The sequence below is a fragment of the Rhodococcus sp. NPDC056960 genome (assembly GCF_042674125.1).
GTDB lineage: Bacteria > Actinomycetota > Actinomycetes > Mycobacteriales > Mycobacteriaceae > Rhodococcus_F.
This window is the reverse complement of record NZ_JBHURF010000002.1, coordinates 322100-334816: the sequence shown is the minus strand read 5'-3', so window position 1 is coordinate 334816 and position 12717 is coordinate 322100. Positions and strand designations below refer to the sequence as shown.

Below are 12717 nucleotides of genomic sequence, written 5' to 3'. Positions count from 1 at the left end.
CGGTGACGGATTTCAGCCCTGCAACTGGTCCCAGACCTCGCGGTCACGCTCGGCGGTCCAGATGACGGGCCGTTCGATGCCCGACAGCTCGTCCCACACGCGGGACACGTCGAACGGGAGGCAGTGTTCGAAGATCGGCCAGTGCCCGTACTGCTCGTTGAGTGCGGCGTGGGTGGCCTCGAATGCTTCCTTCAGGGTGCCACCGCGCTGCTGCACGGCCCCGACCTCGGCCAGCATGACCTCGATGAAGTGACGGGTCTGCTCGATGGCGGCGTCGACGGCCTCCCGGCCGTGGGACACGGCGCCGCGTCCGCCGATGAGGACCTCCGCGCCGAGCGCCTTGATCGCATCGAGGGTGCCGGTGGACCAGTCGCGGTGGAAAGCGTCGCCGGTGTACAGCGCGGCCTGCGCCTCGACGAGGTCGCCGGCGAAGAGGATCTTCTGCTTCGGCAGCCACGCGACGACGTCGCCCTCGGTGTGCCCGCGGCCGAAGTGCTGCAGCACCAGGTCGCCGCGGCCGCCGCCGAGGTCGATGGTGAGCTTGTCGGCGAACGTCAGGGTGGGCCAGGTGAGTCCGGGAACCGAGTCGGCACCCTTCGCGAGACGCGGCATGCGCCCGAATTCGCTGGCCCAGTCTTCCTTGCCGCGCTCCTCGATGAGGGCGCGGGTGGTCTCGTGCGCCACGATCGTCTCGGCGTCGAACGCGGACGCGCCGAGCACGCGGACGGCGTGGTAGTGCGAGAGCACCAGGTAGCGGACCGGCTTGTCGGTGTGCTCGCGCAGCTTGCGGAGCCAGTCCTGGGCGGCGACCGGGGTGGCGAGCGCCTCGAAGCAGACGACGAAGTCCTCACCCTCGATGGCGCCGATGTTCGGATCCCCCTCGGCGGTGAGGGCGTACACGCCGTCGGCGAGGACCTCGAGGGTCTGCTCCTTCTCACCGAGGTCGGCCGACGAAGCGAAGCTCGTGGGGCTCATGCGATCCACCTAACTAATCAAAGGTTTGACTGATGGGTGCCACAGTAACCCGGATCACAGAATAATGAAAGCCTTGATTAAAGTTTCTCGGCGCCGCCCCGGCTCTCCCGGATCCACGCACGACGAACGGGACGCTCGTTGCATCTGACGCAACGAGCGTCCCGTTCGTTCGGGAGGGGCCGGGTGGTCACCCCGCCAACAGGACCCCGACCAGCGCAATCGACGCCACCCAGACGGTGGAGATGGTCGCGAGGACGAAGGGGCGGGCGCCGACCTTCTTGATGGTGGAGACGTGGACGCCGGCGCCGAGGGCGAACATGGCGGCGGTGAGGAGCGCGGTCTGCACGATCTTCGCGTCGGCGAGGAGGCCGGAAGGCAGCATGCCGGTGGACCGCAGACCGACGCAGACGAGGAAGGCGACGACGAACAGCGGGATCAGCGGGGGACGCTTCACGTCGGCGTCGCTGCCGGCGAGGGTGCGCTGCCGCACGCTGAGCACCGCCATGACCGGCGCGAGCACGAGCACGCGGGCGAGTTTCACCACTGCGGCCACACCGAGGGCGGCACCGCCGATCGCGCCACCGGCGGCGACCACCTGCGCGACCTCGTGGATCGAGCCACCCGCCCACAGGCCGGCGTCGGTGTCGGACAGTCCCAGGGCCCGCGCGAGGAGGGGGATCGCGGGAATCATGAGGGTGCCGAAGATGACGACCAGCGCAACCGCGGTGATCACCTCTTCCTCCTCTGCGTCCACCACCCCGTCCACCGCCGCGACCGCGGCCGCACCGCAGATCGAGAACCCGCACGCGATGAGCAGGCGCTGCGTCCAGCTGAGGCCGAGCAGCTTGCCCGCGAACATCGTCCCGACGATCCCGAGACAGACGATCGAGACCACCACGACGATGACACCCCAGCCGAGCCCGAGGATGTCGCTGAGCATCAGCTGCAGCCCGAGGAGGGCGATGCCCACCCGCAGCAGTTTCTTGGCGGAGAACTGCAGTCCGGGCCGGAGCCGTTCGGGTAGGTGCACGATGTTCGACAGGATCGCGCCGAGCACGATGGCGATCAGCAGCGGGCTCACCGTCGGAAGGAACCGTCCGACACCCATGGCGACGGCGGTGGCCACGACGCACAGCGCCAGACCCGGCAGGAGAGTGGCCATGGCGCTCTGCAGTCGCGGCAGCGTTGCCGGGCTCTCGACGCGCTGTTCCTCGGACTTCGATTCGCTCAGTTGACTACTCATGCTTCTACGGTCCGGCACTGCAGCACTTTGCGATAGCCGTCATTTCGGCATGAACACATATCATCCTGATATGTCTTGCGCCAGGGTCATATACTCGATGCATGTCCCGCAAATGGCCGGAGTTTCCCGTGCTCGAGTTACTCGTCGGCGTCGACGACCACGGAAGCCTCAGCGCCGCCGCCAGACTCGCGGGAATGGCGCAGCCGAACGCGAGTCGTGCCATCAAGCAACTCGAGCGCCAGTTCGGCATGACGCTGTTGCAGCGCAGCCCGACGGGCTCGATCCTGACGCCGCAGGGCACCGTGATCGCGCACTGGGCGCGCCGGGTGCTGTCCGATACGCGCCGACTGCTCGACGTGGCCGAGGGGCTGCGTGCGGAACGCACCGCCGAATTGACGGTGGGCGCCAGCATGACGGTGGCGGAACACCTGATGCCGGGCTGGCTGGGACAGTTCCGCCGGTTGCACTCCGACGTGACCATTCACCTGCAGGTGCACAATTCGACTCAGGTGTTCGAACGGATCAACAGCAGGACCTGCGACGTCGGGTTCGTCGAATCGCCGACGGTACCCCGGCCGTTGAAGAGCATCACCGTCGCACGCGACCGGTTGGTCGTCGTCGTTCATCCCACCCATCCGTGGGCGCGGCGGCGGAAGGCCCTGTCGGTCAGCGAGTTGGCTCTGACACCGCTGCTGGTGCGGGAACCGGGATCCGGCACCCGGACCACGCTCGACGTGGCGTTGCAGGAATACGACCGGGCGGCACCACTTCTCGAGCTCGGGAGCGCCGCGGCGATCCGCACCAGCGTGCTGGCCGGGGTCGGCCCCGCCGTGATGAGCACCCTCGCCGTCGCGGAACAGGTTGCCGCCGGCGAGCTGAAGGTGATCGACGTCGACGGCCTCGAGCTCGACCGGGTGCTGCGGGCCGTGTGGCGGGGTGCGCGTCAGCTCGACGGTCCCGCAGGCGAACTGGTGCGACTGGTCCGCCGGGTCGGGGCCGAGCACTGAGCGACGCTCATCCGAGGAGGAACGTCGTCGCACCGGCCGCGATCACGAGCACGATGACCGCGGAACGAAACACCCCCGGCGGGAGGCGGCGGGCGATCGCCAGTCCGGAGAGGTTGCCGATCAGCGCGGCCGCGACGAACACCGGGAGTCGTGGCCAGAACATCGACTCCGTGATCTCGTCGTGGAACCACAGGACGCCGAGGGCCATGATGTTGGCGACAATGAAATAGCCTGCGAGATCGGCGATGAACGCCAGCGGGGGCAGCCGCGCCCGCATCAGCAACAGAACCGGGGGCGGCCCGTTGAGGGAAGTCGTGGTTCCGAGGTAGCCGCCGACCGACCCGGTGAGAACGTGCGCGGCCGTGGACGGCGCCCGGGTGGTCTCGGACCGGTTCGGGAGTGCCATCGCCAGCCCGCACAGCATGACGACGACTCCCGCGGCCGGCTTCAGATACTGCTCCGGCAGCAGTCCGAGGGTGACCGCACCCAGCCAGGCACCGGGCAGACTGCCACCACCGAGCAGGGCCACCCGTCCCCAGCTGATGTGTCCTCGCAGTTGATACGCCGCACCGATCCGCGTGATCAGCCCGGCCGTCAGATTGACGAATACCACTTCGGGAACGGCGAATCCGACCATCAGCATCACCGGCGTCGCGATCAGTGCCGTCCCGAACCCGGTGGCGCCGCCGATGACCGAGGCGATGCCGATGCACAGGGCACCGACGAGGAGCATCGTCAACGCGACTCCCTTCTCGATTCCGGTGGCACGTTCCGTGTCCGACGCGTCAGGTGGCCAGGGACTGGACTGCACTCACGAGCGCCATCAGTTCGATGTCGCCGGCGGTACATCCGCGGGAAAGATCGTTCCACGGTGCGGCCAAGCCTTGCAGGATGGGCCCCAAGGCTATGGCACCTCCCAGCCGCTGGGCAATTTTGTACCCGATGTTGCCGGCGTCGAGATTCGGGAACACCAGGACGTTCGCCCGGCCCGCGACCCGTGAGTCGGGCGCCTTGGACGCGCCGATCTCGGCGACCAGCGCGGCGTCGAACTGCAGATCTCCGTCGACGTGCAGTTGCGGGTCCCGGACGCGGACCAGTTCCGCAGCCTCGCGTACCTTCTCCACCCGCGGATGCCGGGCACTGCCCTGGGTGCTGAACGACAGCATCGCCACGATCGGTGTCTGCTCGGTGAGATGGAAGTGGGTGGCGCCGGCCGCCAGTGCGATGTCGACCAGTTCGCCGACCGTGGGATCGGGCACGACGGCGCAGTCGGAGAACGTCAGCTGCCGTCCGTCCGGCAGCAACATCAGGAAGGAACTCGACAGGATGCTCGACCCGGGGGCGAGACCCACGATCCGCAGTCCGGCCCGCAGCACGTCGGACGTCGGCCTGCCCGCACCGGCCACGCCGGCGTCGACCACTCCGGCGCGCAGCGCCGCCGCGGTGAGGCACACCGGGTCGGACATTGCCGAGTCGATCCGGTCGGGGTACCGGGCGAATCCCTCTTCGACGGCTTCGCGGATCGCGGGGTCCGCGGCCGCGTCGGCGAGGTCGACGACCAACTCCTCGGCCAGCGGGATGCCCGTCGTCTCCGCGACGCGGCGGATGACGTCCCTGCGCCCGAACAGGCGCGGCGAGACGACGCACTTGTGGTGCAGGGTATGCGCGGCACGGATCGCGCGTTCGTCTTCGCCGTCCGCGAGGCCGACGATCCGATTCTGCCCCCGCAGGGCGGCGACCCATCCGTCGATCAGCGACGAATCATCCTGTTGCGCAGAGTAGGTAGGTGCAGCGGTGACTCCCGGGGCCATGGCCTCGCTCTCCCATCAATACGAAAAATGGGGTGGCGGCCGTCGATGGTCGACGACCGCCACCCGCTGGAATGAGGGAACTCGATACCCCTACGGCTGGATTGCCTTCTCGATGTCGGTGAGCATGCTGTCGACGCCGTGGAGCAGTTCCGACAGCACCTCGTCGTCGGCGACGAGGGGCGGCGAGATCATGAGCATCGTGGCGCCGCGGTCGTCGCCGCGGAGGATCACCTTGGTGCGGGCGAACGCCTCGGGCAGCACCTTGCGCAGCACGGTGAGCGATTCCTGCTCGGTGAACTCGCGGCCGCTGTCGCTGTCGGCCATCAACTCGATCGCGTAGAAGTACCCCGTTCCGCGCACGTCCTTGACGCACCGGTGCGCACTCATCAGCGAATCGAGTGCGGTCTTCAGCTTCGGGCCCCGGGCGGCGACGTTGCCAAGCACGTTCTCTTCCCGCATCGCGGTGATGTTCGCGACCGCGACCGCCGTCGACACCGGGTGTCCGCCCCACGTGGCACCGTGGGTGAACACGCCGCCCTTGGGCGAATCGTAGAGCTCGCGTACCAGTTGCTCGCGCACGATCAGTCCGCCGAGCGGGGCGTAGCCGGACGTGGAGCCCTTGGCGAACGTGATCATGTCCGGCACCACACCGGTGAGCCCGTGCCCGAACCAGTGTCCGAGGCGACCGAAGGAGCAGATCACCTCGTCGGAGACCAGGAGAATCCCGTGCTTGTCGCACAGCGCGCGCAGTGCCGGCCAGTATCCGTCCGGCGGGACCAGGGCGCCGCGGCCGTTCTGCACCGGTTCGGCGAAGACGGCGGCGATGGTCTCGGCGCCCTCTTCCTCGATGACGGCCTCGATCGCGGTGATGCAGTCGAGCTGGTCGGCCGGGCCGCAGTCGCCGAGGTAGCCGAGCGTGTTGGGTACCGACCGGACGCCGGGCAGCAGCGGGCCGAAGGGATCCTTGATCTTCGGCAGCTGCGTCACCGACAGGGCACCGAGAGTGGTTCCGTGATAAGCCATCTCGCGGCTGATGATCTTGGTTCGCTGGGGGTTGCCCTGGCTGCGGTGGTACTGCCGGGCGAACTTGACCGCGGTCTCCACGGCCTCGGATCCGGAGTTGACGAAGAAGGTCGTCCCGAGGTCACCGGGCGCCAGGTCGGCGATGAGCGCGGACGCCTCGATCGCGGGAACGTGGGCGCTGCCCCAGTTCGAGGCGTACGCCAGCGTGCCGATCTGCTCGCTCGCCGCTGCGGCGATGTCGTCGCGGCCGTGACCGATGTTCACACAGAACAGACCAGCCAGACCGTCGAGGAAACGGTCCCCCTCGGTGTCGATCAGATAGCTGCCCTCACCGCGAACGAACACCGGGAAGTCGCTCTCCCAGGTGTCCTTGCGGGTGAAATGAGGTCCGAGGTGCCGGCGGGCCCGTGCTCGCAATTCGGTGACGTCCACGACCATCTCCTTCGTTGTCGAATGGCTGTGACCCACAACATACCGACGGCGCAGAGCGCAGGTCAGGGCCAGAAGAGCGGTATTCGATGGGTCCAGACTGGTCCCCGCAGACGACGCTCAACTGGCCCTTCTGGTCCCATGCCAGTCTGATCCAGACTTCGGTATCGCCCGGACACTACGACGTGGCCGGAGCGGCGAACAGCCCCAGCTAACGGAGGTCTCAGATGAGGATCGGTATCCCCAAGGAAGTCAAGAACCACGAGTACCGGGTGGCGGCCACTCCCGCCGGCGTACACGAGCTGGTCGCCCACGGGCACGACGTGTTCGTCGAACGCGGTGCGGGGGAGGGCTCCTCGATCGGCGACGACGCGTACGGTGCCGCAGGCGCGAAGATCCTCGACACGGCCGACGCTGTCTGGCAGAGCGCGGAACTGGTCCTCAAGGTCAAGGAGCCCATCGCGGAGGAATACCACCGGATGCGTTCGGACCTCACGCTGTTCACGTACCTGCACCTCGCCGCCGGCGAAGAATGCACCCGGGCACTGCTCGCCGCCGGAACGAATTCCGTTGCGTACGAGACTGTTCAGCTTCCCGACGGGTCGCTGCCCCTGCTGTTCCCGATGAGTGAGGTGGCCGGCCGGCTCGCGCCCCTCGTCGGCGCACAGGCACTCATGCGGCCGGAGGGTGGCCGCGGCGTACTGATCGGCGGCGTATCCGGGGTGTCCCCGGCTCGCGTCGTCGTGATCGGTGCGGGCGTCTCGGGCATGAATGCCGTCGCCGTCGCCGCGGGCACCTGGGCCGACGTCGTCCTGTTCGACAAGAACGTCGACAAGCTGCGCGCTGCCGACCGCATGTACCAGGGCCGGATCCGCACCCTCGCCGCCAACTCCTACTCGATCGAGCAGGAGGTCATGCAGGCCGACCTCGTCATCGGCGCCGTGCTGGTCCCGGGCGCGAAGGCACCGAAGATCATCTCGAACTCGCTCGTCGCACGGATGAAGCCGGGCAGCGTACTCGTCGACATCGCGATCGACCAGGGCGGTTGCTTCGAGGATTCGCGCCCCACCACCCACGCGGAGCCCACGTTCAAGGTCCACGACTCGGTGTTCTACTGCGTGGCGAACATGCCGGGCGCGGTGCCCCACACGTCGACGTATGCGCTCACCAACGTCACGCTGCCGTACACCCTGCAGATCGCCGAGAAGGGGCTCGCCCGGGCGGCGAGGGAGAACGCGGCACTGCGCGCCGGGGTCAGCACGGTCGCGGGCCGCCTGACGAACGACGCCGTCGGCACCGCTCTGGGAATCGAGTCGATCAGCGTCGACGACGCGCTCCACCTGGTTTGATTTCACCGCCGGCCCGGCATACTGAGGAGTGCTCGTGCGAGAACTTCTCGGCGTGCCGGGTCGGCGTCCGTCCGGCCGCTGCGGGATCGACAGGAGGCGATGCGTGCCGAGAACGCTGATCGAGGTCGATCGCAATTCCGCCGAGCCGCTGTACCGCCAGGTGCGGCGGGCGATCGAGCACGGCATCGCCAACGGACTGTTCGATCCGCGCCATCGGCTGCCCAGTTCACGCGAACTCGCGGTCGATCTCGCGATCTCCCGGAACACGATCAACCTGGCCTATCAGGAACTGATCGCCGAGGGTCTGGTGCAGAGCCACCAGCGGTCCGGCATGTTCGTCAATCCCGACATGATCGAGACGCTGGCCTCGGACGCCCGCGCGACCATCCCGCGCATCGACTGGTCGTCCCGCATCCGGCGCTACCCGGATGCCGACGTTCCGCACATCGAGAAGAACCTCGACTGGCACAAGTACCCGTACCCGTTCCTGGCGGGGCAGATCGACATCCGCAGCTTCCCGGCCCGCGCCTGGGTGCGATGCCTGCGCGACGCGCTGTACCAGCCCCACGCGTATGCCAGCCTGCAGGACAGCGTCGGCGCGGACGACCCGATGCTGATCGACATGATCCGCCAGCACCTGCTGCCGTCGCGCGGCATCGAGGCGAGTGCCGACGAAGTGCTCGTCACCGTCGGTTCCCAGCAGGGACTGGACCTCGTCGGCCGGGTGCTGCTCGGGCCCGAACACCGCGTGGCCATCGAGAATCCCGGCTACCTCGACGCACGACACATCTTCCTGCGCACCGGCGCCCAGGTGTACGGCATCGACGTCGACGCACACGGACTGCGGCCGCCGGAGACGCTGCGCGGCACCGACCTGATGTATCTGACACCGAGCCATCACCATCCGACCAACGTGACGCTCGGCATCGACCGCCGGCAGCGCCTGCTGCAGCTCGCCGCGGAGTCCGGCACCGTGATCGTCGAGGACGACTACGACAGCGAGTTCCGCTACCACGGCAGTCCCAGTCCGGCGCTCAAGGCGCTCGACTCCAGCGGCGACGCCGTGTATCTCGGGACGTTCTCGAAATTCCTGGCCCCGGGCCTGCGCCTGGGCTACCTCGTCGGACCCGCGGAACTGGTGCGTGAACTGCGCAAAGCCCGCCGCTACGTGCTGCGGCACCCACCCGGTCATCAGCAGCGGGCCCTGGCGATGCTCATCGACAGCGGCGAATACCACCGGGCGCTGCGCCACCACCGCACCCAGATGAAGCACAAGTGGGAGCGGCTGTGCACCGCCGTCGACAAGTACCTCCCGTGGTCGCAGGAACCGTATCCGCCCGGCGGGGTGAGCCTGTGGATGACCGGGCCGGAAGATCTCGACTGCCGCGCCGTCGTCCGGGAGGCCGAGCAACGCGGCGTCCTCGTCGAGCGCGGCGACATCTTCTACACCCAGCCGGTACCGCCCCGCAACCACTTTCGTATCGGCTACGGGGCGATCCCACTGAAATCGATCGAGGAAGGTACCGCCCTCCTCGGTCAGGCCTGCGCGGCGAGTATGCGGCGCTGAGGGTCCTCCCGCCGGGCTCCGCGCGCGACCGGTTCCCGTTCGGGACCGGGAGCGAGCAGCCGCCACACCAGGACCACGAGGGCATTCACGCCCGTCGAGATCACGCCACTGTTGATGCCGCCGAGCACCGACGGCCCCTGCAGGTACAGCACCACCGACAGCACCACACCGACGATCATTCCGGTGGTGATCGCCGCCGCGGGCACCCGCCGGGCGAACAGCACCACCAGGAATGCCGGGACCACCTGCGCCACGAGGCCGTAGAACAGGTTGAGGACGGTGAGCATGAGTGTCGAGGCGTACAGCGTGAGCAGTGCGCCGAGCACGAGGAAGGCGGCGACGAACACGGTGCTCCACCGTCTCTGCGCGTGCTGCCCCAGCCCGGACAACAGGTTCCGCGACACCAGACCCCCGATGCCGAGTGCCGTCGCGGCGAGCACCAGCAGACCGGACAGCGCCGCGCCCGACGCCACGATTCCGACGAGCCAGTCCGGCAGCAGGCCTCGGGCTGTCACCATGAAGATCGTGTTGGGGTTGGAGACGCCCGGGTACTTCTGCAGGGCGTAGAACGAGGCGAGAACCAGCAGCGGGTAGATGAGCATGTACAGCGGCATCCACACCGTCGAGCCCTTCACCGCACGCTCCGATTTGGCCGGCAGGATGTACGACGCGCCCAGCCCCAGGTAGAACACGAGCGCCTGGAAGACGATGGTGGTCATCGTGAACGTCATCGCCGAACCCGAGATGGTGCTCACGGCGGGAGTGAGGTGGATCGGCGTGGTCGCCGCCCCCGACCCGCGGGTGGCGAACAGCACCGCGATACCGACGGCCGCGACCGTGATGACCATCAGCGTGTCCTTGATGACCGACACGTATGCGGGAGAGCGGATGCCCGACACCGCGACGTACAGGAACGCGAGGACGCCGGCGATCACCACAGCCTGCACCGGGGTGAGGCTGACCCCCAGCGACGACAGCACCACCTGCAGACCGATGAATTGGTACTGACCCCACGGCACGAGCCCCACGAGCAGCGTCAGACACGTCACCAATTCGACTGTGCGGCTGGAGAAATGCCTGCCGAAGATGTCGGGGACGGTCATCGCGTCGTACCGTTTCGCGGCCCGCCACACCAACGGTGCGAGGAAGTAGCCGAACACGTACGCGAGCAGGATGTATCCGATGAACCACACGCCGTAGCTCGCACCGTGGGCGTAGATGCCCGACGGGAATCCGAGCAGCGTGCCGATGCTGTACACCTCACCGACCGCGAGGAAGTACACGAGCCAGGCGGGGAACGACCGCCCGCCGACGAGGAATTCCGAGATGCCTCCGTTGCGGCGGCCGTATCCCGCGTAGACGGCGACTCCCACCGAGATGGCGAGGACGACACAGAGGACTGCGACGATCATGCGGTTTTCTCCTCGTCCGGGTAGTGACTGCGATCGAAGAAGCTCCAACTGACCCACAGGCAGAGCGTGGTGAACGGGAAACAGACGAACGTCCAGAGGAAGACGACGGGAAAGCCGAAGAGCACGGCGTGAATTCGCCCGAACGTGAAGATTCCGCCGAGTATCGCGAAGGCCGGGACGACGAACCCGATGACGACGCTCGGCCAGCTGCGGATCATCGCACCACCGCCGGCGACGTGAATTCGTCGCTCGCGTGCACGACGTCGCCACCGACTACGGTCGCGTCCACGGTGAGGGACCGGATCGTCTCCGGGGCCACCGAGGTGACGTCCGCGGACAGCACCGCGAGGTCGGCGAGCTTGCCCACCTCCAGGCTGCCCCGCGACGCCTCCTCGCCGCCGAGGTACGCGGCGTCGATGGTGTAGGCGCGCAGGGCCGCGTCGACGTCGATGGTCTGTTCCGGGCCGAGTACGTCGCCGTTGCGGGTGATCCGGTTGACGGCACACCAGATTCCCTCGAGCGGGGGCACCGGGGTGACGGGGGTGTCCGAGTGGAGGCCGAACGTCAGCCCCCGCGAGCGCGCCGAGGCCAGCGGGCTGATGCGGCGTGCCCGCTCCGGCCCGAGGAAGCGGTCCCGGTGCCGGTCGCCCCAGTAGTAGACGTGTTTGACGAAGAACGAGGCCAGCACGTCGTTCGCGGCCATGCGGTCGAGCTGGTCCTCCCGCACCGTCTGACAGTGCTCGATCCGGTGCCGTCGACGGCGTCCGGGTTCGACCCCGAGCCGCTCGTACCCGTTGATGATCGCCTCGATGGCGGCGTCCCCGTTACCGTGCACGGCCACCTGCCAGCCCGCGGCGTCCAGCGCGGCGATCCTGCGTCCCAGGTCGTCGGGGTCGAGCAGCATCATGCCGTGGTCGTCCGGCGCGCACGTGTACCCCTCGGCGAGGCAGCCGGTCAGCCCCTGGATGGACCCGTCGGCCACGATCTTCACGCCCGAGAGGGCGAAGCGGTCGTCGTCGGCGGCCGGATCCGGCGCCTCCGGTGTGCCCTCGTCGAGACCCGCCACGAGGTCGTGGAACAGGTAGCCGTGCACGCGGGTCGGGAGCCCGCCGGTCCGCGCGAGGGTGCGGTACGCGTCGAGTCCGGCGCGTCCGCCGATCAGCCCGATACCCGCATCGTGGACCGTCGTGACGCCGTGCCGCGCGTACTCCGCGCCGGCGAGCCGCAGCGCCTCCACCGCTTCGTCGCCGCCCCGGCTCGGCACGAGCGAATTCACCATGAACGCCGCGCCCTCGATCAGCAGCCCGGTCGGCTGCCCCGACGAGTCCCGTGCGATCCGTCCCCCGGGCGGATCGGGTGTCGTGGCATCGATGCCCGCGAACCGCAACGCCGCCGAGTTCGCCACACAGAAATGCCCCGACACGTGCGTCAGCAGAACCGGGTTGTCCGGCGACACCGGGTCGAGGTCGGTGAGGGTCGGATGCCGGTCGTCGGCGAGGAGCGAGTCGTCGTAGCGATAGCCGCGAATCCACGCGCCGGGTTCCTCGTCCGCCACCGCCTGCTCGACCCGGTGCACGATGTCCGCGATGCAGTCGTTCGGCGGCGAACCCGCGTCGACCTGCGCCGCCAGGGTCATCCCGAAGAACTCCGGGTGATTGTGCGACTCGACGAATCCCGGGATGGCGGTGCGCCCGCCGAGGTCGAGCACCCGGGTGTCGGGACCGATCAACTCGGCCACCGCCCGATCGGAATCGACCGCGACGATGCGACCACCGCGCGCCGCGAGTCCGCTCGCCCGCCGGCCCAGCCCGTCCATCGTCAGGACCGTTCCGTTCAGGACGACGAGATCGGCCGATCGCGTGCTGTCCGCGCTTCTGGGAAAGTCCACTACAGTGCCTGCC

11 protein-coding genes are annotated in these 12717 nt (G+C 68.3%); 3 read left to right on the top strand and 8 right to left on the bottom strand.

Going from position 1 to position 12717, the window contains the following annotated elements:
• Positions 1-12: 12 nt before the first annotated feature.
• The gene (locus ACFTWF_RS04580) at positions 13-975 is read right to left on the bottom strand and encodes an MBL fold metallo-hydrolase (protein WP_378460081.1); all 963 of its coding nucleotides are present in this window, start codon (positions 973-975) and stop codon (positions 13-15) included.
• Between the two features lie 187 nt (positions 976-1162).
• Positions 1163-2218: a YeiH family protein gene (locus tag ACFTWF_RS04575; protein WP_378460080.1), complete on the bottom strand. Its 1056-nt coding sequence runs from the start codon at positions 2216-2218 to the stop codon at positions 1163-1165.
• A 101-nt stretch (positions 2219-2319) separates the two neighbouring features.
• Here ACFTWF_RS04575 and ACFTWF_RS04570 point away from each other — a divergent pair, with 101 nt between their 5' ends.
• Entirely contained in the window at positions 2320-3225 is a 906-nt protein-coding gene (locus ACFTWF_RS04570; protein ID WP_378460079.1) for a LysR family transcriptional regulator, read from the top strand.
• Positions 3226-3232: 7 nt separating this feature from the next.
• On the opposite strand, the gene ACFTWF_RS04565 is transcribed toward ACFTWF_RS04570, so the two are convergent.
• The 3 genes from ACFTWF_RS04565 to ACFTWF_RS04555 form a co-directional block, all read right to left on the bottom strand.
• Positions 3233-3964 carry a sulfite exporter TauE/SafE family protein gene (locus tag ACFTWF_RS04565; RefSeq protein ID WP_378460212.1) on the bottom strand — a complete coding sequence of 244 codons (732 nt, stop codon included), beginning with the start codon at positions 3962-3964 and terminating at the stop codon, positions 3233-3235.
• Between the two features lie 46 nt (positions 3965-4010).
• Positions 4011-5036, bottom strand: a complete 1026-nt coding sequence (locus tag ACFTWF_RS04560) for a phosphotransacetylase (protein WP_378460078.1) — start codon at positions 5034-5036, stop codon at positions 4011-4013.
• A 90-nt stretch (positions 5037-5126) separates the two neighbouring features.
• Positions 5127-6497 (bottom strand): aspartate aminotransferase family protein, encoded by a 1371-nt coding sequence (locus ACFTWF_RS04555; protein WP_378460077.1) that lies wholly within the window; start codon positions 6495-6497, stop codon positions 5127-5129.
• 218 nt (positions 6498-6715) lie between these two features.
• Here ACFTWF_RS04555 and ald point away from each other — a divergent pair, with 218 nt between their 5' ends.
• A complete protein-coding gene (ald, locus tag ACFTWF_RS04550; RefSeq protein ID WP_185726606.1) occupies positions 6716-7837 on the top strand; it encodes an alanine dehydrogenase in 1122 nt (373 codons plus the stop codon).
• A gap of 103 nt (positions 7838-7940) precedes the next feature.
• A complete protein-coding gene (locus ACFTWF_RS04545) occupies positions 7941-9404 on the top strand; it encodes a PLP-dependent aminotransferase family protein (RefSeq protein ID WP_378460076.1) in 1464 nt (487 codons plus the stop codon).
• Here ACFTWF_RS04545 and ACFTWF_RS04540 read toward each other — a convergent pair.
• The 3 genes from ACFTWF_RS04540 to ACFTWF_RS04530 are packed head-to-tail and all read right to left on the bottom strand — an operon-like array spanning position 9374 to position 12704.
• Complete coding sequence (locus ACFTWF_RS04540; protein WP_378460075.1) at positions 9374-10816, bottom strand: sodium:solute symporter; 1443 nt, start codon at positions 10814-10816, stop codon at positions 9374-9376. The genes ACFTWF_RS04545 and ACFTWF_RS04540 overlap by 31 nt on opposite strands.
• Positions 10813-11034, bottom strand: coding sequence for a hypothetical protein (locus ACFTWF_RS04535; RefSeq protein WP_378460074.1), 222 nt, complete (start codon positions 11032-11034; stop codon positions 10813-10815). The genes ACFTWF_RS04540 and ACFTWF_RS04535 overlap by 4 nt, the downstream gene beginning before the upstream one ends.
• A complete protein-coding gene (locus tag ACFTWF_RS04530) occupies positions 11031-12704 on the bottom strand; it encodes an amidohydrolase (protein ID WP_378460073.1) in 1674 nt (557 codons plus the stop codon). The genes ACFTWF_RS04535 and ACFTWF_RS04530 overlap by 4 nt, the downstream gene beginning before the upstream one ends.
• Between the last annotated feature and the right edge of the window lie 13 nt (positions 12705-12717).